Source organism: Streptomyces montanisoli (assembly GCF_017813245.1).
In the GTDB taxonomy this organism is placed as follows: domain Bacteria; phylum Actinomycetota; class Actinomycetes; order Streptomycetales; family Streptomycetaceae; genus Streptomyces; species Streptomyces montanisoli.
In genome coordinates this window covers 1-21,490 of sequence record NZ_JAGIQL010000117.1, presented here as the reverse complement: position 1 = coordinate 21,490, position 21,490 = coordinate 1, and the positions used below count along the sequence as shown (strand labels likewise).

The window sequence follows — 21,490 nt, the reverse complement described above, 5'->3', positions numbered from 1 at the left end:
CCCGCGGAGCGGGTAATACCTGGCTGCGCCAGGTATGAATGAACACACCATGCTGCGCATGGTGTTGTGTTGTGATCCCCCTGCGGGGGATCAGTCGGGTCCACTGCGCTGCGCTACGTGGACCTTGTCAAGCCCGCTGCGCGGGTCTTGACAAGGCGTTACATGCCTCTACGCCAATCCGCTGCGCTCCTTGGCTTCTTCGGTCCTCCGAGTCTCTTCGTTGCTGTGTCGTGTTGGCAAAAGATGCTGGCAAGGGGCCGGGTGAGGGTGCTTCCTTCCGGTCCCGGTTTCGCTGATTCCTTATTTTCCCTAGGTCCCTCTCGCATTCACAACACACTACACGGAATTGATGTGTTGTTGTGTCTTTGTCGGTGGGGTCGAGTTGGCCGATATCTGGAAGAGAGACCCGGCACACCCGGGCAGGACGAAAGGAATGCGGAGCGCCCATGACGCATGACACTTCCACTCGTCGAGGACGGCGTGGAGGGTTCGCTCACCGGCCGAGGGCCTATGTGAGGCGGCGGTCGAGGTCCAGATCCAGCTCCCTGGCTTGTGCGGCGGTAGGGGCGTAGCCGTGGCGCTTCAATTGAAGCGCTCCCGATCGATTGCAGCGCTTCAATCGTGCCTCCGGCCCGGGTCGGTGGTCTCGACGCGCGCAGCACGTCCAGCGGCTCGCCTGTGCTGTTGAAGCGCTTGGCCAAGGGCCGACTGTGGCCGCCGCCTCCCCTTGGATCCCGCGGCCGGCATGCCGGCCGCGCTTGCCCTTCCAGACCGCGCTCACGCTCCGCCTGCCCGGCCGCACCGCCGCCGTGAGCGAGTACCGCGCCCGTCTTGAACACCTCCTGCAACCGCCGCCTGACAGCCACAGGGGCAGGTCACGGCGCGGCACCAGGCGGACCGGCGTCCGCTGCGGAGGGCACGGCCTCGAGGCTGTTGCGGCGTCCGGCCGGGCAGTCCAGCTTTAGCGGGCCCGGGCGTTGCGCGTCAGCTGCTTCGCGTGAAGGCGGAGGGCTGGGGATCGCTGCTGGTCCAGTCGCCGTCGAACAGGGAGGCCACCAGGTCTGCCTGAGCCTTATCCAGGCTGCCCGCGCGGTGGCGGGTACGGATTTTGGCGAACCACGGTCCGAGGCGGACCGTCTCGCCGTCAACGGTGATGTCCTCCCGGGCGCTGGGGATGCGGCCGTGGCGGTGGAGGAACAGCTCCAGCAGTTGCACCGTCTCCTCGAAGGTGCGTCGCGCGCGGGATGGCGCGGTCAGGGATGTCTCCGCGGGGGCGAGGCCGAGCGCGGCCAGCATCCGTTGTTGGTGCTCGTGCAGCTGAGGGAAACGCACGAGTTGGCGGTGGGCCCAGGCTCCCACGGGCACGCCCCCGGCCACGGTGTCCGGTTGGAGGGCGTGGCCGGCGGCGAGGTGGGTGCGCAGGAGGTGGTACTTGCGGTGCCAGTCCGGGCCGTAGGGCAGTCGCCAGTCCGGGTCGATCGCGGCCAGGTCGGCGGCGCGGGCGGGCTCAAGGCGGTCGTGTGCGGCTTTCGAGCGCTGTTCGGCGAGGAAGGCGCCCAGCCGTGTGGTGGCGGGGGCGGCGAGGTGCCCGTGGGCGGCATGGTAGTCGGCGACGGTGGTCAGGCGGGCGCGCCAGGCGGCGTCGTGTTTGTCCCAGATCATGCCGAGCGCGTCGAGCTCTGCTCTCCAGTCGGTCTCGAGGCGGCCGGCTCGGTGGGCTTCGCGCATGCCGGTGATGAACTGGCCCAGCGTGTAGCCGTAGGCGTCGACATGGTCGGTGGGCACGTCGAGATGGCCGTGGGTATCGTGGAAGGCCTGGGCGGAGGCGAGGCCTTCGCGGCGGGGACGGGAGAGGGTGTCGCGCGGGTCAAAGGCGACCAGGTCCATCGCCCGGGCGATGCGCTCGGGCCGCACGGTGAAGTCGAAACTCCAGCGCGACTTTACGAGCGTGCTCACCTCGCGTGGGAGGCGGTTGGCCTTGTCGGGGAGGCGTTCGAGGATGCGGTGGTCGTGGCTCGCCAGCGCGGTTGCAATGGCCCAGACCGGCTCGTAGGCGGTGCCGAGGATGTCCTGCGGGTCCGCGCCCGGGGGCACGTAGGCGGGCACGATGAGGCTGGCGATCTTGCCCGAGACGTCCAGGCGCAGCGCACGGCCCAGGGCCTGGGAGCAGCGCACCACGCTGCGGGTGGGATCCGCGAAAGCCACCGCGTCGACGGAGGGGATGTCGATGCCCTCCCCGATGACCTTGGCCGAGGTCAGGATCGCACACTCGCAGGCGGCGAAGGCGTCGAAGATGTCCGCCCGTTGCTGGGGGGTGTGATCGCCGTGGACGTAGAAGGCCTGCGGGTCAACGTCAGGGCAGCTGTCGGGGGCGGTGCGGCGCAGCAGGCGCAGGGTCTGACCCATCTCGCGGGTGAAGGCCTCGGCGTCGGCGATCAGGTTGAAGAAGACCAAGACCCGCTTCAGGCCGCGGCCGGCCATGGTCTTGAGGACGGCCAGGTGCAGAGCGGTGGTCCGCAGCGCAGCCTCCTGCTTTCCCTCCCCGTCGCCGGCGCGCAGCGGCCGGTTCAGCAAGGCGCGCAGGTCGGCGCCGGTCACGGTGGGCACCACGATGCGATAGTCCGCAGCCGTACCGTCCGCGACCGCCTGCGCCAGCGGATAATCGAAGAATTTTTTCCCGTAGACCCGCTCATTCGACATCGAGTTGGCCATCGGATCCAGCGCGCTCTCCCCCGCGCGCTCGCTGATACCAGCCGGCCGGTAGAGGCCGGCCGACTCGGCCAGCTCCGGGGCCCCGAACGCTCTGGGCGTCGCCGTCATGTACAGACGCCGGTATGCAGCGATGCGGGCCTGGTCGTTAATCACGGCCCACTTCTTGTCCGCCCGGCCCGCGATCCGATGCGCCTCATCCATGATCGCCAAATCGAAGGACGGCACGCCGGTACGGCCAGCCGCCTCGATCTTGTCGAGAGAGTCATAAGAGCACAGCAGGGTCAACACCCCCAGCCCGCCCTCCCCCTCCCCCACCGACGCCATCAGGTTGGCAATCACCCCCGCGTCAGAGGTGGAGCCCACACCGCGCGCAGCGAGGCCCTCGTGGGCGGAGGCGTCCATCGACGAGACGATCACCATCGCCTCGTCATGACCCTCCGCCCGCCACGCCAGCGCCGTCTGCGCCAGCAAGTCGAGCGTCGGCGCGACGACCAGCACCAGACGCACCTGCAGGGCCTCGGCGATCCGGATCGAGGTCAAGGTCTTGCCCGTGCCCGTCGCCGCGACATACAGACCACGCGAACCGGGCCGGCGCAACTGCTTCACCCCAGCGTCCAACGCTGCTTGCTGATCCGGGCGCAGCACCTTGCGGCCGGCGCCGAGCACAACAGCGGCCTTCCGATCCATCACACGCGCTCCCCTGTCATCCGACCAGGCCACGAGCCTAGAAGACCCAGAGCACTGCCGGGGCCTGCCCGCCGCGCCGGAAAGCCGAGGCTCTACGGAGCGGGGGCGAAGGTGCGGTCAAGTCGGTGGCCGACCGGCTGCGGGCCCTCACCGGCCAGGGCCTGGACGGGGCGCGGCTGGTCGACGCGGTGCTCATGCCCGGCCAGAAAACGGCCCGGGTGGCCATCAACGCGAACGCCACGGGGCCCGAGCTGGATGAGCAGAAAGGACTGGCGAACCTGGTCAAGGGCCTGTTCAGCATGTACCGCAACCCGGGCGCACACGAGCCGCGTCTTCACCGCACAGTCACCGACGAGGAACTGCTGGAACTGCTCACCACGCTGCCGATGGTGCACCGGCGGATCAACAGCGCGCACGTCACCCCTTGATGCTGCGCTCAGTGCAACCCGCACCCGTGTCGCACTGAGCGCAGCGTTGCCGAACACCTCTCGCGCAGGTGGGCACGCCCATGATGGGCCGCCCTTCACCCCCCTGGGGCGGCGCGGCCCTACTCGAGCAGGGTTCGGGCGCCGGCCGCTGGCAGGATGGGCCCGATGGGATAACTCCTCGATATCGAGGCCCGCGGAGCTCCCCGCTTCGGTCTCGAGCCTGCCGATCAGCGCATGTTCTTCACTCAAGGACGGGGCGCCGGTGCGACCTGCGCCGCGGCCACCTGCGCCGCAGCGGTCCACAGCTGCGCGGCCCATCTCTGCCGCTTCCGAGATCGATCGATGAAGAATTGGAGTTCCTGCTCACTGAACGTCTTTCATCCCGAATAGTCGCAGGTCATCAGGGTGTGGATGGCTTGGACGATGGTGCTGATGCGGCGGGTGGAGCAGCGCGCTCTGCGCGTGATGTGCCAGGACTTGAGTTGGGCGAAGGCGCGTTCGCCGGGGGCGCGGTGTCGGGCGTGGTCGGAACTGCTGGTAGTGCTCGGGTTGTTCGCTGTGGTGGTAGTAGGGGGTGCGGAAGGTGGCGCCGGCGCCCTGGTAGGCGCGGTCGGCCAGCACGAGGATCTGCCGGGTCAGGCAGGCCTGGACGATGCCGTGAGCACGAGCGGAGGTCAGGTCGTGTGTGCGGCCGGGTGTTGCGCGGGAGAACAACAGTGGTGGGCCGTCCGGGCGTGCGATGACCTGCACGTTCATGCCGTGCTTCTTGTGTTTCTGCGAGTAGTACGGCTGATCGGCGCGGACGCGGTCGGTGAGGATCAGAGTGCCGTCAACGATGACGTGGTCGCCGTCACCGAGGCCGGTGAGGGCTTCGTGGAGGCCCGGGGACCAGGAAGCCAGCACCTCCAAGGTCTCGTCCACGTAGCGCCAGGCGGTGGCCTGCGATATGGCGAACCCGGCGCCGAGCTGGGCGAACGTCTCGTTCTTGCGCAGGTGGACCAGTGTGAGCAGAGCCTGGTTGAAGCACCCGAGCTTCCGCCAGCGGGTGTTACGGGCCCGGCGGTGCTCGTAGAGCAGCCAGGCAACATGCTCGACAAGCTCGTGCGGAACGTCGAGCGTGGCAGGATACGGAACCAACAGGGCCCCTTCGGTCGCCGGTGTGCTGAGTGGAATCACCACGCCAACGACAAGGGGCCCTGCTTCGTCACCACACCCTTTGAACAGCGCTTTTCACCCGCCAGCACAGGATGAAAGAGGTTCAGTGAAGAGCCTCGTGACGCCGCTCGCCGGCCCGAAGAGGCCCTGCCTGTGAGCTACTCGGACTCGTCAACTGCTGGTGAGCGCCATGGCGATCGCGCCGACCCCCGCCGTCACCACACAAAAGATGAGTGACATGTCGGGGAAACGACACCGCGTCCAATGGACGTGTGGGGTCACAGGACGCTCGTCACAAGATTCTTGATTCGCCCGTAGCCATGCACGAATTTCTCGTGCTGCCTTATCGCTCGTCTTCCTCAGACGGTCAATAAGGGATCCACCGAATGCAAATACGGCAACTTTTTCCTCATCACCGAACTGCACTTCAAGGGTTCCGTCATCGCCGACAATCGCGTCGTGCACTGCGGCTACTGGAATCGAATGAGTTCGCAGCGGGTTGATAACGACGATCACGTTGGCCCGCAACTCCACCTTGGAGCTGGCGATGCGACCAAGGATGCCCGCCAGTAGCAAATAGATCGGTATCCCCTGCCAGCCGGTCCGGAAATCACCGACGCGCACCGCGAAGAACATTCCTATCCCGAGGCCCACAATTGCGCATCCGAAAAAAATGAGCCAGGAACGACGTCGGAGACTGGTTTGAACGTTCAATTCTGGCATTGCCGTCTCGCTCTCCTGACCCATTTTTCACGCTTCAGGCTACCATTTTTAGTTTCCGCACCACCATCGCGCTGCACTCCCGGGGCTGGCAGCGCCTGCACCGCAGAATGTTCCCGAGTTTGCGATGTTGAGACTTATATTGGCTTGCGTAGCACCGACGTCAAGAGTCTTCCGGTATCCATAGATGGTGACGTTCTGCTTTTGATATACGGTCTTTACTCGCGTACGACTCAGGAAGGCAGATCCTCGCCAGCTGCCTGCAAGTCCTCTCGCGGCGAGCCCTCCGCCAAGGGTCCACGCCAGGCTCTTCCCTGCAGCAGCGTAGTGCCACTCGCCCGTGGTGACCCTGTCGCCGATGAACGTTGCGCCAACAGCAACCAGTCCGATTCCTGTGCACAGGCCAGCCGAGGCTACAGCGCAGGCAGCGAAACCGATCCCGGGTATGACGCGATTTTTCCAACCTTCCCACGTTCCGAATGTGTCGTGCAGTCCAGATTTAGTCTGTTTCCACGCGTCACTGAAGTGCCCCTTCATGATATTTCCGAAGATTCCGTCAGTTTTGCGGCGTTGTTTTTCTGCGGCTGCTTTGGCGGCTATCGCGGCTCTGGCGGCTCTGTCTGCTGCGGCGCTCGCTTGGTCCTTCGCTCGTTTGGCTGCGGCGTTGGTCATGTAGTGCCAGGCTCTGGCTACGGAACGGGGCGGTGCGAAGGGCTTACCGCTGCTGTTGATGTACGGGCCGAGATCCCAGCGGTTGGAGTGCTTGGGGGCTTTGGTGATGAAACGGGTGGGGTTGTTGGGGCCGGTGCCGGTACCGCCGATGGGGTAACCAACGCCGCAGAGGTCTGCGGGGCACAGGCCGTCGGGGTCACTGCTGGTGACGGGGCTGTTGCGGGCGTAGGCATAGGCGTTCATCTGGGCCGGCTGCTGGTAGTCGATGACGGGGTCTGGGGAGATGAAGCGTCCCAGGACTGGATCGTACTCGCGCGCGCCGAGATGGGTCAGGCCGGTCGGGTCGATGGTTCCTCCGACGAAGCCCTGGTTTCCGGGGAAGGAGTCGGCGCCGGTGGGGCGGTTGGCTCCGAAGGGGAGCTGCTTGCGGCGAGTGATGGCGAGCGTGGTGACTGCGACGGCGGTCAGGGCAGTGCCTTGGTGGTCGGACAGGAGGTAGGAGGTGGTGGATCCGGTGCGTACGGCGACGGTTTCGCCGTTGAAGTCGTAGTAGCGGGTGCCTGTCTTGGCTCCGGTGGGTGAAAGGTTGAGCTCGTTGCCTTCCGGGAGCGTGAGGGTCTGGGAGCCGTCAGCGTTCTTTGCGATCATGCGCTCGCCGTCGGCGCCATAGAGATAGCTGGTGGTACCGCCCTGCGTAGAGACGGTCGCGAGGTGGCCTTCGGGGTCCCAGGTGAGGTTCTGTGTCTCGCCATCGATGGTGCGCTGAGTGGTATTGCCGGCCTTGTCGTACTGGAACGTGTCGACTGTTCCCGAATGGGGCCCGCCTTCGACACTGGCCTGCTGGACGGCGTGGGGAAGGCCGGTCTTGAGGGCCGGACTCGTATAGGTGGTGGTGACGTCGCTGCCCGCGTCAGTGCTGGTGTGGTGGTCGGTGAGCGTGGTGCGGTTGCCGATGGCGTCGTAGCCGAAGCTTTCCCAGTAGGCGTCGGGGCCGCCGACCGTGTCGTCGGTGGGGGCCTTGGAGCAGTCGGTTGCGGCGGTCCATGCTTGGGTCAGCTGTCCGAGCGGGTCGGTGGTGAAGCACTGCGTGTCGACCGTGCGGGCCTGGTCCTGTCCACTGGCGGTGGTGATACCCGTGATGTTGCCTGAGGGGTCGTAAGCGTAGGTGGTGTCGTCTATGCGCTGCGGTGCGAGGTCACGGTCGGTGGTCTGCCGTGTCAGTCGGCCGGTGAACTCGTCGTATGTCTGGGTGTCGTAGACCTTTTTGCCGAGGTTTCCGAACTCGGTCCGGCTGGGGCGGTCGAAGACGTCGTAGAGGGTGTTGTTGACGATCGTGGCGCCGCTGTGGGTGAGCTGGATGGGCATGTCGTCGCTGTTGTAGCCGGTGGTGACGTGCTCGGAGGGGATGTCGCCGATGGCGGGGTCGAGGGTCCAGTCGGGCAGTCCGGTAGCGGCGTTGTAGCCGTATCTCCAGGTGTAGGTGCCTGCGAGAGCTCCTGCGGCGGAGGGGATGGTGACGGTCTGGGAAGCGGGCTGGTAGCGGTCGGTGTAGGAGCCGATCGCGGTGGTGTAGGCGGCACCGTCGATGTAGCGGGTGCTGCTGGTCAGCTGCCCCTTGGCCACGGTGTCGTAGGTCCAGTCCGCGAGCGTGGTGCTGCCCTGGCTTACGCGAGTCTTGCGGCCGAGCTTGTCGTAGCCGACGGTGAGGGTGGTACCGCGAGCGTCCGTGGTGGACACGGCGTTGCCGTCGTCGTCGTAGCTCGTGGTCGAGTGCCCGGTGTCCGGGTCGTCGGTGGCGATCTTCTGGCCGCGGGCGTCGAAGGTCGTCTTCCAGACGTTGCCTTCCGGGTCGGTCACCGCGATCGGTTCGTCGTACTTGCCGTAGCTGTACGAGGTTTTCTGTGAGGCGCTGCGGTCGGCGTTGGTGTACTGCAGCAGTTCGGTGGTGCGGCCGCGGGCGTCGGTGACCGTGGTGGTGGCGGTGCCTCCGCTCGGGGGGATCACCGTGGTGCGGTCGCCGCCGTAGACCGTGGTGGTCCGCCACTTCTCGTCACCGTAGTTGAGCGCGATCGCGGCGGTGGGCCGGCCGGATCCGTCGAAGTGGGTTTCGGTGGCGCTCGGGACGGCGTTGTCGCACTCGCCGGGCTGGGAGTCTGATCCGCAGGCGCTGATCAGGGTGTCGGAGGGTGCCCCGGTCGTGTAGTAGGCGGCGTAGTTCTTCCAGGCGAAGCCGCGGGTGTCGTAGAGGGTCTCGGTGACGATGCGGTCCTTGGTGCCGGTTGCCGTGGTTTGGGTCTCGCGCTGTCGCATCAGGCCGTCGTAGAGCTGGTAGCTGATGGCGTAGTCGCCGTTGCGCTTGAGGGTCTTGGTGGTGACGGCGTTCGCCTCGGTGCGGGAGATCTTGTAGGCGAACTGGTTCGTGGGTGCGGTCGGGTGGTCGGCCTTGCTCCAGCCCGGCTGCCAGGCCTGCACGATGCGGCCGAGACCGTCGTAGACGGCGTCGCTGCGCTTGCCGTTCGCGTCGACGGTCGCCGTGGTCGTGCCTCGGGTCGGATCGAGCGTGGTCGTGGTGGTTTGGCCGAGTGCGTTCGTCTCGGTCGAGGAGGTCGGCGGCTCGATCGTCTTGGGCGTGTAGGCGGTGGTGGTCGTGTGGCCCAGGGCGTCGGTCTGGGTGAGCTGCCGGCCGTGCAGGTCGTAGGTGTAGCTGCCGGTGGTCAGGTAGCCGGTGCCCTTGGCGTCCTGCTCGTCGAGGCGTGTCTCGTCACCCTTGGTGGGTGCGGTGGTCAGGCTGGTGGCGCCGTCGTAGTAGTGCCGGGCATCCGAAACGAGGTCGTCGGGCAGGGACGGGGTGGTGCCGCACGCCTTTGCCACCGTTTTCACCTCGGCGACGAGATTGAGGATGTTCTCGCTCGCGTTTTTGGCGTACGTGGTGGTGGTGCATTCCTCGTCGCCGGTTTTGGAGGCATCGCCGAGGTCGGAGGAGCTCAGGACCTGGCCGTGGTTGTCGAAGGTGCGGTCCGTCTGGGTGGTGCGCCAGCCGCTACCGACAGCGGTACGGGTCTTCTCCGAGGCTGTGCCGGTCGCGTAGGCCTTCAGCGGCGGCAGGTTGTCGGGCCTCGAGCCGGTGGCCGTGGCCGCGGAACGCCAGGGTGTGTAGCTGGTGGTGGACAGCAATTTTCCGCCGTCCCCGTCGAACGTGGCCTCTTCCCGTGTCATACCGCTGAACTGCTCGCGGTCGGTAACGGCAACGCCTTCGTGGTCCTTGACCTCGGCGCCGTCGATTCCGCGGAAGTAGCGATACTCCTTGAGGGTCACCGGGTCACTGCCGGCGCCGGTGCGTACCTGGACGCGGCCGTATCCCTTGCGGTCTCCGTAGGTGAGGTACTTGGCCTTGGTGAACTCGTCGTCCTTGGCCTTGGCCCATCCGAGACCGTCGAGGTAGCTGTAGTCGGTCTCCTTGGCCGGCGCACCGCCCGTGTTGTCGGTTTCGATGACCTGGGTGACGACGTAGGAGTGGAACCAGTCGAGGTACGGCTCGTAGTTGGCGGCGGGCGCGTCTGGCGGGGACCAGATCACGGGGTAGCAGCGTCGGGTGTTGGATGACGGGGTGGGGACGTCGCCGGCCTTGCAGTCCTGCGGGGAGTAGGTGATGCCGATGGTGCCGCCGGATTCGGTGTTGATGCCCCAGATGCGGTAGCGCCATAGTGGCGGTATGGGGTCCGCGTCGCCACCCGTGGTGGCGCCCTCCACGCGGTTGGGCAGCGTCTGGCCCTTGAAGGTGACGGCCGGCAGGGTCACGTCTCCGGTGCCGGTGTGGCCGGTGCGGGTGATGGAGGCGAGCCACAGGGCGGGGCTGGATCCGTCGCCGGTGGCGGGGAACTGGTGCGTCAGGGCCCAGGAGTCGACCGGTTTGTAGACGCCGCCGGTCAGGACGGAGGTGCTGATGCCGGTGAGTCGCTTGCGGGTCCAAAAGGACGGCGAGTACTGCCCCTTGCAGTCCGTGTTGGGTGCGCAGTACCGGTCGAAGGGCACGTCGGGCCAGTTCTTGGCGTGCGTCTTGTCGAAGGTTCCGCAGTCGCTGAGGCACCGCTCGGACATGGTGAAGTCGACCTTGGCCGCAGCCTTCTGGCCGTACATGCTGCTGGAGCGCAGACCGTATTCGATGCGGTCCAGGTAGCCACCACGGTCGTAGATCGTGGCCGTCGACGCCCCGGTGGTGGTGTTGACGTTGCGGCCGTAGTAGTTGGTCTCGGCTGTCCAGTAGTAGGCCATGGCGTCCCCGTGCGGGTTGACCACGTAGTCGAGGTTCCACCGCCAGGCCTGCTGGCACCACGAGTCGGCGAAGGAGGAGGCGTGGCAGTCCTCCCCTGCCTGGTTACCGTAGACGGGCTCGGTCCAGGTGGAGTGCGTCTCGGGCTTGCCCGACGACCAGCCCGGGAGGCGGTTGTAGCCGAAGTAGTAGCGGGTGCCGTCGGGTGTGGTCACCTTCCAGTACTCGCCATTGTTGTCACCGTTGTGACGGTTCGAGCTGGTCAGCTTCTCGACCTTGGTGCCATCGTCGCTGTCGAGGTGCCACTGCTTGGTGGCGTCGTCCTTGACGAGGACGCTGGAGTGCCCGCCGAGATTGAGGACAGCGTTGTCACTCTTCCAGCACAGTTCACCGCTCTTGCTGGGTGCGTTGCTGCCGGTCGTGTCGTCGCTGCAGGAGACGTAGCGGCGTTCGACGTAGCCGGGCTCCATAGACCATCCGTCACCGATGCTGTTGGCCTGGTTGTTCGTCGCCGCAGTGCGCCCGTCGACGGACTGCGATGAGTACGACAGCGCGAGGTCCGGCTGCACATCGCCGGGAACGTCGGGTGTGTCGATGTCGTACGACCAGGAGAACCCGCCGCTCGATCCGCCGGCCGACCACGAGGCCGATGGGGCCAGCGACGTCGCGCTGAAGTTGCCCTGCGAACCCGACGGTGCCGCAGCAACCGCCAAAACCGTCGTTCCTGCTGAGGCGGCCAGGCCGGTCGCGGAGGGGGAACTCGACGCGGCGCCCGCAACCGGTGCAGTCGGGATGGTGGTGGCAGTGGCCGTTTGCAGCAGTGGCAACGTCGTGGTGAGTGTCGCGGACTTCGGGTCGTTGACCGTAGGCAGTGCCCTGCCTTCCTCGCACCCCTTCTTGCCGGGGGTGGTCAGGGCGCAGGCGGGAAGTTGCCGCAGCGTGAGGCGAGATGCCCAGTCTCCGCCGTAGGCGTTGCGGAAGCCCTTGTAGTCGATGCGCACATCGGCCGTCTTGTGACCGGCGCCCGCGGGGCGGACCGCGAGGATGAGACCTTTGACACCCACAGCTTTTGCAACCGACTGGTCGAGTGTCTGTACCTGCAGGCGCTCAGCAGCTGGAGCCGACTGCTTTCTCTGCTGGGAGGAGGCGCTGCGGATCCGGACTGGGAGCGAACCGGCCTCGGCCGAGGGGGTATCGGTCACGTCCAGGGTGGTCACACCGGGCTGTGGCCAGGTCGCGTCCTTCTTCGTGTCCCACGCGCGGTCGGCCGTCTGATCGGGGTGAACGTTTCTCCCCTTGTGCACCGCCGACGTGTGCACCGGATGCGGCTTGGAAAGCTTCGCGAGGTCCAGCTCCGCTGCAGCGGCGATCGGCGCGCCCAGGGCGCCGGTTATCAGCGACGCCGCCACACTGACGGCCGCGAGGCGCGACCATCTTCGGACTCGTCTGGAAAAGTGACCACGTCCAGGCACAGCAAAGCCCCCACCCATTCACAGAAAGATCACAGATCACCGGGACGGTAGCACCCGCCACGGAATGAAGCACCCCCCACAAATCCTCAACCCTGGCTGCTCGCAGTGCACTTACGGCATAGAACGTTGCCCTTTGTGGTCTATGTCCAGGCGGAGACAGTGGGCTGAGGTTGTGCGAAGGTGACTCCCCACGAGGCCACCGAGATCGACAGTCCCTCACAAGACCTTGACAATCCAGGATGTGAAGTGATCACCTTTCGAACGGCACCTGAGGCCGTGACATGTCAAAGACGAAGGAGACCCGCGTCCGCAGGGAGGCTCACGGCATGCCTGGCGCTGGCTGCGCTTGCAGCAGTGGCGCTCCCCGCCACGCCGGCCGCTGCGGCGCCGGGAGTCACCTCAGAGCCGACGGCCGCAGTCCACAGCGCGCAGAGCGACGAGGCAAAGGCTCTGGCCAAGGCCACTGACACGGGCGACCCCGTAGAGGTTCTCTCGCAGCGCACCGAAACCTCCCAGGTGTTCGCCAACCCGTCGGGTACCTTCACCCAAGACGTGTACGCCACACCGCAGTGGACACAGCAGGACCACACACTCGTCCCCATCGACCCGACCCTGACCAAAGGGTCGGACGGGCGTATCGCGACGAAAGCGACGACTGTCGCAGTGTCGTTCTCCGACGGCGGCAGCACGCCCATGGCCACCGTCGTACGCGACGGACGCAGCATGTCCTTCTCCTGGCCGACAGCCCTGCCCACGCCACAGGTAGCCGACAACACCGTTACGTACCCGAACGTCCTACCCGACGTCGACCTGAAGCTGCAGGCGAACAACGGCGGCTTCAGCCAGCTGCTGGTCGTCAAGTCGGCCACGGCAGCAGCAAACCCTGACCTCCGCCGCATCAGTCTGGGCCTTGCCACGGACGGACTCACCGCCTCGACCGACAGTTCCGGCAACCTCAGCGCGGTCAACCCGGCAGGCCAGCAGGTCTTCGTCGCGCCGGCACCGCGCATGTGGGACAGCAGCACTCCTACGTCCACGGCGCACAGCCTGGCCGCGAGAGCGGCGTCCGAGGCGAGTTCGCCGCCGGCGGACGAATTCGAGCCCGGGCAGGGCGCCCAGCAGGCCGACGTTCCCATCACCGTCACCGACAGCGAGCTCACCCTGGCCCCGGACCAACCGTTGCTCACCGGAGACGACACCACCTACCCGGTCTACATCGACCCGGCCGTCACCGGTGGGCGCGAGGCCTGGACCATCGCCTACAAGAGCCACCCGGACGGCACCTTCTACAACGGAGCCGGTTGGGGAGGCTCCGGCTCCTCCACCGGCACAGCCCGCGTCGGATACGAGAACCAGACCAACGGGCTGGCCCGCACGTTCTTCCGCATGGACAGCAACAACCTGTGGAACACCAAGAAGCAGGTCGTCAAATCCACGTTCCGCATCAAGAACACCTGGTCGTGGTCGTGCACAGCCCGACCCGTGGAACTCTGGCTGACCGGCTCCATCTCCAGCTCCACTTCGTGGAACCACCAGCCGAGCTGGAGCAGCCGGCTCGACACCGTCAACGACGCCAACGGCTACTCATCGTCGTGCCCCGCGGCAAACCTCGCCTTCGACGTGACGTCCGCCGCGAAGAAGGCCGCCGCAAGCAGGTGGAACAACATCACGCTCGGAATGCGCGCCAGCAACGAGAGCGACGTCTACGGGTGGAAGAAGTTCAGCGCCAAGTCGGCAGTCCTGTCCACCACCTACAACACGCTGCCCAACACACCCACCAACCTGGCGACTGTTCCTTCAAGCGGGGGATGTGACACGGCCGCCCCGTACACGACGATCGGCAACACCGACGTCACACTGACCGCCAAAGTCAGCGACCCCGACGGCGGCACCGTCAAGGGCCAGTTCCGCTTGTGGGGCAACAACGACTACTCCGGCGGCGCTGAGATCTTCAACCAGGCCATCTCCGTACCCTCCGGCAGCGTCGCGAAAGTGAAGGTCCCCAAGGCCACCTTGTCGAAGTACCTGAGCGCGGCGAAAGGCACCTTCGGCTGGAAGGTCCAAACCCTCGACTCCAGCTCCGCATCCTCCTGGGCGCCAAGCACCACCTGCCGATTCAACTTCGATCCCAACCGGCCCAGCAGCATGCCGACCATCGCCTCCACCGACTTCCCCGACGGTAGTGACGGATGGCCGGCCAGCACAGGACAGGCACGCGACCCGGGCACCTTCACCATCACCAACGGCGGCGTCAGCGACGTGACCAAGTACGAGTACTGGACCGACTGGGACACCACCGTGCGTACGCTGTCCCCGACGACCTCCAGCGATCCCAAAGACCAGGCCGCGCTCAAACTCACGCCGCCGGCCGCCGGTGCCCACCGGCTCGCGGTACGCAGCCTCGACGCCGCCAACAACCGCTCGGACACCAACTCCTACTACTTCTACGCCAACGGCCCCTCCACCCCGGACAAGCCGGGCGACCTCAACGGCGACGGCATCGGCGACCTTTACGGAATCCGCACCGACGGATCCCTCCGCCTCTACGCCGGGCAGGGCAACGGATTCCTCGCCCCCTACACCAGCGCAAGCAACACCGACTTCGACGGCGCCTCCATCACCCACCGAGGCGACTGGACCGGCGACGGCTACGAAGACCTCGTCGCACTCCTCCCCGGGAGCGACGGCAAGAGCCTCGCCGTGTTCCCGAACAACGGCCGCGGATATGCCTGCACCGCACGCGACGAGCAAGCCGACGGGCACTCCCAGTCCTGCCTGACCGACGAACAACCCCTCGACGTCTACGACCCAGCCGACAACCACTGGGCCAACGCCGACCAGATCCTCGCCATCGGAGACGTCGACGGCCCACTCGACACCAACGACGACGGCACCATCGACGTCCCCGGCCACACCGACCTCATCGTCAAGACCGGCGACCTGCTGTGGCTCTACTACGGGTCCGACAGCCTCTACCTCGACGAAACCAGGCCCCCCGTCCTCATCGGCAACGGCTACTGGTCCGGCTACGACATCGCCGCACCCGGCGACCACACCGGAGACAACCGCGTCGACCTCTTCGCCCGCAACCGCAGCAGCGGAGACCTCCGCCAATACGCCGGAACAGGCCCCAACGGCGAAGGACTCGCCATCGGCTCCACAGCCACCACCATCGGCACCCACTGGACAGACACCCACCGCCCCCTCCTCACCGCCACCCCCGACACCAACCAAGACGGAAAACCCGACATCTGGGCCACAGGAGAAGACGGAAAACTCTACTTCTACTCCAATAGCCTGGGCAGCGGAACCGAAGTAGGAATCTCAGGCTGGGACCAATTCCAACAACTCAACTGACCGATCCCTCAAACGCGGGGGCGGGCCACACAGCCTCCCGCCCCCGCACCCCATACTTTCGAACCGCTCTCTCAGCTTGTTCTATATCTACCAGGGTCTTCCGGGCTTGCCGATGGCCTTGAGGGTCTGTTCAGGGACTGGTGTAACTCGGTTGTTGGGTCTTCTGCGTCATCCACGGCGCGCCGACGTGCACGAACATGAGCACCATCTGGTGCACAGGTGGCGGCCGGCCAACCTTGTCTAGCCGGTCCCCAGGCTGCCCTACCGGCAGTAGGCTCTCAGCCGGCCATGTGAGGGGGTTGCTGTGTGGCGCATACTTGCGCACATGATCTCGGGCGCGGCGAGGTACACGATCACGCGCATGGTCCTGGGCGCCGCTATCGCCATGTTCTTCGTCTACTGGGTCTACGACAGATGATCCCAGAAGCAGGGCAGCGGTTTCCTTCGGGAAGCCGCTGTCCTGCGAATCCATTTCGAATGGCGGCGGCGAACGGCGGCCGCGTCTGGCCGTGACTTCTCACGGTATCGGCAGGCTATGACAAGTTTAAGAAACGTACAGGATAATTACGGTTATCCTGTACCTATGCTGACGTCGGATCAGAATGTCCCGCAACCAGGTGAATCGCCCGACATGCCGGAAGTAAAGCTGGCATGTCCCCGGGCAACCAAGAACGTGCGGCTCCGGCTCGGGGCGGAGGCACAGCTCGACTTCCCGCCGGTGCTCAACGGGATCGACTACCTCCTGAGCGTCGTCACTCACTTGCAGCCGGACACCGGCGGGACGCCGCGGGACCTCAAATACGCGGTGCTCCACCTCCAGGCCGCCGCCGAGGTACTCCTCAAGGCACGGCTGATCCGCGAGCACTGGAGCCTCGTCTTCCGGGACCTCGATACGGCCACCCATGAGAGCTTCCTCCAGGCGTCCTTCGACAGCTGCACCACCGCCACCGCGGTGAAGCGGCTGCGCAACATCGCCGGTGTCACCATCAGCGAGAAGGACGCCCGCGCACTCAAGGACCTCGCCGAGACCCGCAACGCCCTCCAGCACTACGGCCTCACCCACAACGCGCGCGCGCTCGAAGCGCGCGCCGCCAAGGTCCTGGACTTCCTGCTCGGCTTCCTCGCCGAGGAGGCCTTGATACCTGCGGCCTCGGAGCACGAGGCGGACGCATGGGCCCATGCCGCCGAGTATGACCTGGACATGGTGCGCGACGGCGTGACCGCCATCCAGTCCTTCGTCACCCGCCGGATGAACCGTCTGCGCGGCAACGAGCTCAAGGATGCGGAAGACCGCACTGTCTACTGCCTGGCCTGCCAGCAGCCCGCCCTGCTCCTCGGCGACGACGACGGCGGCGGTATCTGCCATTTCTGCACGGGGAGGTGGCCCGCGCGAGACCTCATCGAGGTCTACGGCATCGAAGCGGGGTGGGACAGCCCGGGACGGTACTGCCCGAACTGCTCGTGCCCAACGCTCATCGACGGGATGTCATTCGCCGACGGCAAGGACACCCTGTACTGCACCAGCTGCCACACCCGCCCCGTCCCGGCCGACCTGGGCCGCTGCAACGGCTGCGGCCGGCACTGGCCCACCAACGCCGCACATCCCGACACCGGTCAGATTCTGTGCCCCAAATGCCAGGGCAAATCCGCCGAGAAGAAGACGCGTAGCACCAGTCATTGAGCAGGAGAGAAGCGATGCAACTGGGCGGCGCCATGGTGGTCCTGCCGGACGGTTGGCGCGGGGTGATGCACAGTCACTGGGACCACTACCGCGCCAGCTCGTTCGCCGACTTCGGCCGGGACCGGATGGAGCGCTGGACGCGCGAGGGATTCGCCAGAAACTTCCGGCCATGCGAGACCATCTTCCACGCGCTCGACGAGCCGAAGCTGGTCCGCATCGACTACGTCGGAAAGGACGTCGTGACGCGTCTGCTGTCCCAGGGCTTGCCTGAGCGGTCCGCAACGCACCGTCGATGTCGGCGCGGAGGGGCCAGCGGGAGCGAGCGATGGCACGGCCCCCGGTCGGGCGCAGAGTCCGGATACGCGCGTGCCGGGCGGAGCATCCGCTCCGCCCGGCACCGGGGACACGATCACCAGGGCGGCCGTCAGGCCACCATGTGTGTCACCACGGTGAGCACGCCCAGCGCCGTGCTGAACGTGATGGCCGTGGTGCGCCAGCGCGGACCGCGCCCTGCGCCGCGGTTCAGGGTGTATGCGACCAGTGCGACGAACCCGGCGCACAACACGCCGATGCCGACCGCACCGACCCGCTCGGCGTGCGGCGGGCCCCCGTGTAGTCCCAGCAGGTCTTGCAGTATGCCCAGGTCCGCTATTGCGGCCGCCGCCGCTCCCGCTGCCCAGCTCCATCCCCGCTTCGGCGGCACGAGTCCGCCCGAGTCGGCTGGGGCGACCTGGAAACCCGCGAACGCCGCAAAGGCCGCCGCGACCACGGCGAAGGCCAAGTACTCGATCTGGAGCACCGTCATCCATCCCCCTTGAGGGTGCATCCGTGAGGGCCGTCTGACGCCCCCGTGACGCACGTGTCCCGCAATAATAGGGACGATGCAAAGGGCCCGACAAACGAGGAGGTCACTACACATGCCGGGACGCCCCGAAAAGCCCATCGCGCCGGACCGTTCGTCGGACCTCCAGGCGTTGGCCGCACAGCTGCGGGAGCTGCGCGCCGCGTCGGGCCTGAGCCTCCAGGCGTTGGCCGCACGGACCTCTGCGAGCCCGTCGGCGCTGTCGCGGGCCTCCTCCGGCCGGGTGATGCCGTCCTGGCAGTCCGTCAGCGCCTTCGCCGACGCCGCGCAGCTGGATGCGGTAGGCCGTGCGGAGCTGGCGCGACGGTGGGAGCGGGCACGGTCGTCCGCCGGCAGGGGTGTCGCCGCGGGCGTGGAGTCCCCGGCGCACATGCTCGGGAACTACCACCGAGACGCCGACCGCTCAGCTCTTCTCGGGCGCCTGTACGCCGCCGCCGGCAGGCCCTCCCTGCGCCAGTTGGCAGAGCAGTCCAGACGCTCGCGTTCCACCGTGCACCGTGCGGTCACCGGGAGATCTCTGGCCGGAGCGAACGAGCTCGCCGAGATCCTGCTCTCCTACATCCCGCAGGAGCACCGGTCCTCCTGGGCGGACAAGGTCGATGTCGTCTTCGAGTCACCTTCCGCCGCCGCAGCGCCGCCGCTCTTCAAGATCAAGGCAGGTGGCTCGGCACGGCAGGCGGAGCAGGCCGTCGCCGAGTTCAGGCGAGCCCTCCGGGTGCTGCGCAATCTCGCCGTGCACGGGCAGATTGAACTCGATCCGCAGCTCGCGGTCCAGGTGATGCAACTCGACACCGCTTTCGAAGAGGCAGCCTTGCCGGATCCGGGATCGGCGACGAGTCGTGCACTGCAAGCACTGGAAGCAAGCGAGCACACCGAGAGCAGCCGGGACAGAAGGATTTCGTGACGACGCCCGCGCCCGTGGCCACCGGCTCGCCGCAGACGGTACCGGCCACGGCCCGCGACCCGCGCGAGCAGTGGCCCGTGCACGCGAGCAGGCTCTACGACCACCTGGTCGCGCTGTACGGCGCCGACGACCTGCTGCCCACGCTCGCGGCCTCCTGGATCGCCCACCAGCGCTCCGAGAACACACAGCGCGCGTACGCCCGCGGCTTTCGGATCTTCGAGGAGTTCACCCGCGAGCACGGCGCGCACCCGATGGCGGTGACGTTCCCCCTGGCCGACGCCTTCCGGCTGTACCTGCAGAACACGCCCACCTGGGTCCGGGTCAAGGGCGGAGCACGCGGCGAGATGACCCGCATCGGCACTCCCTACTCGGACGCCTCCCGCGCGAACGCCCTCTCGTCGGCATCCCCGTTCTTCGCCTACCTCAAAGCGGAAGCGCGGCTTGCGCTCGGTTCCGCCGACCGGCCCTGAGGTTGCCCTTGCTCAAACTTCTGCGTGCTCCAGGCGTCGGCCATGTCGGTGGCGAGGGCGTAGCCGGGGCTGTCGTCGAGGAGTTCCTTGCAGCGGTTGTAGCGCTGTGTGGTGCGGGAGTCCTTGTGGTCAGCCCAGCGCTGGATCTTGTCGGGGCGGTCGTCCGGCTTCGCCAGGGCATGGGTGATGGCGTCGACCTTGACCCCGTGCGGCGGGTGCCGGACGTCGCCGAGCCCGGCTCGCTTCGCCAGGGAGGCGCAGCAGCCGTCACACGGCCGGTTCGTCGAGCTGGCCGCCGCTCGCGGTCTGGAACAGCCAGCCGTCCGTGCGGCCGTCGAGGTAGTTCTGCAGCGCGCGTCCCAGGCGATGGGCGGGATGGGCTTCTTGCGCCAGCTGCCGCCCTTTACCTTCACCCTGATGGCGTGGTGGCCCTTGTCGTAGCCGAGGTGTTCGACCCGGGCGGCCAGCAGCGACTCGATGCGCAGGCAGCAGGTATAGAGGACGAGGAGCAGTGCGTACGCGCGCGTGCGGTATGCGGTGCTTCGGTGGTGGTCCCGCGCGGTTACCAGCAGCTGGATCCACTGCTGTTCGGTGTAGCCCTCGGTCCGGGAGAAGTCCGGGTCGATGACCGGGCGCTGCACCGCGTCGAAGGGATTCTTCACGCCATCGTCGCTGACCACGTCGTACGACTGGGCCGCAGCCCGCCTGCCCGCCGTGGCCGAGTTCGACGGCGACAAACCCACGCGGCAGCGCTGGATGCTGGCCCGCCGCAGCATCACCAAGCCCGCCGAACTCGCCTACTACCTCGCCAGCGCACCCCTCCAGGCAACCGTCGCCGACCTGGTGCGCATCGCCGGTTGCCGGTGGAAGGTCGAGGAATGTTTCCAGAGCGCGAAGAACGAATGCGGCCTGGACCAGTACGAAGTCCGCCGCTACGTGGGCTGGTATCGGCACATCACACTCGCCATGCTCGCGCACGCCTTCCTCGCCGTCCTGGCCGGCCAGGAACGAAAAAAAGGGGGCACCGAGCGGGGCACACTCGACCTCGTGGACCTCACACCAGCCGAAATTCGACGTCTGTTGGCAGTTGGACCCCACCACCGCGCTCCGGACCTCGGCCACACGATGACGTGGTCCCACTGGCGTCGCCGCCACCAAGCACGCGCCCGCCATTGTCACTACAAGCGGCGCGGCCACTCGTTCGTAGGACAGCCCGGCAAAGACCGCCCCACACCCACCCCACGCCGCTACACTCCCCACACGCAAGCCGTTGACCAGGGCTAATGAAGAAGTCCGGCTGGAGTACTAGTACTCCAGCAGTAGATGTGATCTTGCTGGTGGGACCCCGGTGCGGAGATGGCTGCGGTCACCGATGGTCATCGTGAGGTGTGGACTGACGATGAAGCGGTGGCCGCAGGTCACAGCGTAGTGCCTGCTCCCCGGCGGGCGATGTTCGAGGTTTTGATGGAGCGGATCGCGGACCGCTTCGCGCGGGTTGAACCCCAGTATCGATCCCGGCAGTTGGTGCCCGGGTTGCTGGCTGACCTGCCGCGCAAGAACTGCTGGGCGATCGCCGAGCACACCGGGGACACCAGCCCGGACAGGCTCCAGCACCTGCCCGGCCGGGCGAAATGGGACGCCGACCTCGTGCGGAACGACCTGCGCGCCTTCGTGCTGGAGCACCTGGCCGACGACCAGGCCGTGCTGGTGGTCGACGAGACCGGCGACCTGAAGAAGGGCACCCGCACCGTCGGCGTCCGGCGCCAGTACACCGGCACCGCCGGGCGGATCGAAAACGCCCAGGTCGCCGTCTACCTCACTCACACCTCCCGACACGGACACGCCGCCATCGACCGGGCGCGCTACCCTGGGCGCAAACGCTGGATCATGCGCTGGAAGGCCGCGCTGCAACCCCTCGGCATCACCTTCGACGGCCGGCTCACCGCCGGACGTCGCTGAGCGAAACCAGCCGAGTGAACCGTACCGGGTGAAGTGGAGACTCGATTTCATGAGAGGATCGAGTCATGGCACGTCCTTCCCGTTATCCTGTTGAGCTGCGCCGTCGTGCGGTGCGGATGGTCGCCGAGGTGCGACCCGAGT

9 protein-coding genes and 4 pseudogenes are annotated in these 21,490 nt (G+C 66.8%); 7 read left to right on the top strand and 6 right to left on the bottom strand.

The window, feature by feature from the left end:
* Positions 1–984: 984 nt before the first annotated feature.
* Positions 985–3,399: a DEAD/DEAH box helicase gene (locus tag JFN87_RS23755; protein WP_209343041.1), complete on the bottom strand. Its 2,415-nt coding sequence runs from the start codon at positions 3,397–3,399 to the stop codon at positions 985–987.
* A 95-nt stretch (positions 3,400–3,494) separates the two neighbouring features.
* On the opposite strand from JFN87_RS23755, the pseudogene JFN87_RS23750 reads away from it, so the two are divergent.
* A pseudogene (locus tag JFN87_RS23750) lies at positions 3,495–3,827 on the top strand (TIGR02391 family protein); the annotation flags it as partial.
* 377 nt (positions 3,828–4,204) lie between these two features.
* Here the strand turns inward: JFN87_RS23750 and JFN87_RS23745 are convergent.
* The 3 genes and pseudogenes from JFN87_RS23745 to JFN87_RS23735 form a co-directional block, all read right to left on the bottom strand.
* Positions 4,205–5,006 (bottom strand): annotated as a pseudogene (locus JFN87_RS23745) (transposase family protein).
* Between the two features lie 147 nt (positions 5,007–5,153).
* The gene (locus tag JFN87_RS23740; RefSeq protein WP_209343039.1) at positions 5,154–5,729 is read right to left on the bottom strand and encodes a hypothetical protein; all 576 of its coding nucleotides are present in this window, start codon (positions 5,727–5,729) and stop codon (positions 5,154–5,156) included.
* Between the two features lie 24 nt (positions 5,730–5,753).
* On the bottom strand, positions 5,754–12,053 hold the full coding sequence (locus JFN87_RS23735) for an RHS repeat domain-containing protein (RefSeq protein WP_307865575.1): 6,300 nt from the start codon (positions 12,051–12,053) through the stop codon (positions 5,754–5,756).
* 417 nt (positions 12,054–12,470) lie between these two features.
* Here JFN87_RS23735 and JFN87_RS23730 point away from each other — a divergent pair, with 417 nt between their 5' ends.
* Together JFN87_RS23730 and JFN87_RS23725 are read left to right on the top strand one after the other, a co-directional pair.
* Positions 12,471–15,473: an FG-GAP repeat domain-containing protein gene (locus JFN87_RS23730; RefSeq protein WP_307865574.1), complete on the top strand. Its 3,003-nt coding sequence runs from the start codon at positions 12,471–12,473 to the stop codon at positions 15,471–15,473.
* A 583-nt stretch (positions 15,474–16,056) separates the two neighbouring features.
* Complete coding sequence (locus tag JFN87_RS23725) at positions 16,057–17,154, top strand: hypothetical protein (RefSeq protein WP_209343037.1); 1,098 nt, start codon at positions 16,057–16,059, stop codon at positions 17,152–17,154.
* Between the two features lie 424 nt (positions 17,155–17,578).
* Here JFN87_RS23725 and JFN87_RS23720 read toward each other — a convergent pair whose 3' ends face one another.
* Positions 17,579–17,959, bottom strand: coding sequence for a hypothetical protein (locus JFN87_RS23720; RefSeq protein ID WP_209343036.1), 381 nt, complete (start codon positions 17,957–17,959; stop codon positions 17,579–17,581).
* A 112-nt stretch (positions 17,960–18,071) separates the two neighbouring features.
* Between JFN87_RS23720 and JFN87_RS23715 the strand changes: the two genes are divergently transcribed.
* Both JFN87_RS23715 and JFN87_RS23710 read left to right on the top strand, forming a co-directional pair.
* A complete protein-coding gene (locus JFN87_RS23715) occupies positions 18,072–18,920 on the top strand; it encodes a helix-turn-helix domain-containing protein (RefSeq protein WP_209343034.1) in 849 nt (282 codons plus the stop codon).
* Positions 18,917–19,390, top strand: coding sequence for a site-specific integrase (locus JFN87_RS23710; protein ID WP_245181008.1), 474 nt, complete (start codon positions 18,917–18,919; stop codon positions 19,388–19,390). The genes JFN87_RS23715 and JFN87_RS23710 overlap by 4 nt, the downstream gene beginning before the upstream one ends.
* On the opposite strand, the gene JFN87_RS23705 is transcribed toward JFN87_RS23710, so the two are convergent.
* Positions 19,339–20,052: a site-specific integrase gene (locus JFN87_RS23705; RefSeq protein WP_209343032.1), complete on the bottom strand. Its 714-nt coding sequence runs from the start codon at positions 20,050–20,052 to the stop codon at positions 19,339–19,341. The genes JFN87_RS23710 and JFN87_RS23705 overlap by 52 nt on opposite strands.
* Positions 20,053–20,128: 76 nt before the next feature.
* Here JFN87_RS23705 and JFN87_RS23700 point away from each other — a divergent pair.
* Positions 20,129–20,380, top strand: a pseudogene (locus tag JFN87_RS23700) (IS701 family transposase); the annotation flags it as partial.
* Between the two features lie 474 nt (positions 20,381–20,854).
* Positions 20,855–21,265: pseudogene (locus JFN87_RS23695) on the top strand (IS701 family transposase); the annotation flags it as partial.
* Positions 21,266–21,490 lie beyond the last annotated feature (225 nt).

Coding starts and splice junctions, on each gene's coding strand:
- JFN87_RS23725 (WP_209343037.1), top strand. CDS start 16,057: ATGCTGACGTCGGATCAGAATGTCCCGCAACCAGGTGAATCGCCCGAC.
- JFN87_RS23720 (WP_209343036.1), bottom strand. CDS start 17,959: ATGACGGTGCTCCAGATCGAGTACTTGGCCTTCGCCGTGGTCGCGGCG.
- JFN87_RS23740 (WP_209343039.1), bottom strand. CDS start 5,729: ATGGGTCAGGAGAGCGAGACGGCAATGCCAGAATTGAACGTTCAAACC.
- JFN87_RS23755 (WP_209343041.1), bottom strand. CDS start 3,399: ATGGATCGGAAGGCCGCTGTTGTGCTCGGCGCCGGCCGCAAGGTGCTG.
- JFN87_RS23715 (WP_209343034.1), top strand. CDS start 18,072: ATGCCGGGACGCCCCGAAAAGCCCATCGCGCCGGACCGTTCGTCGGAC.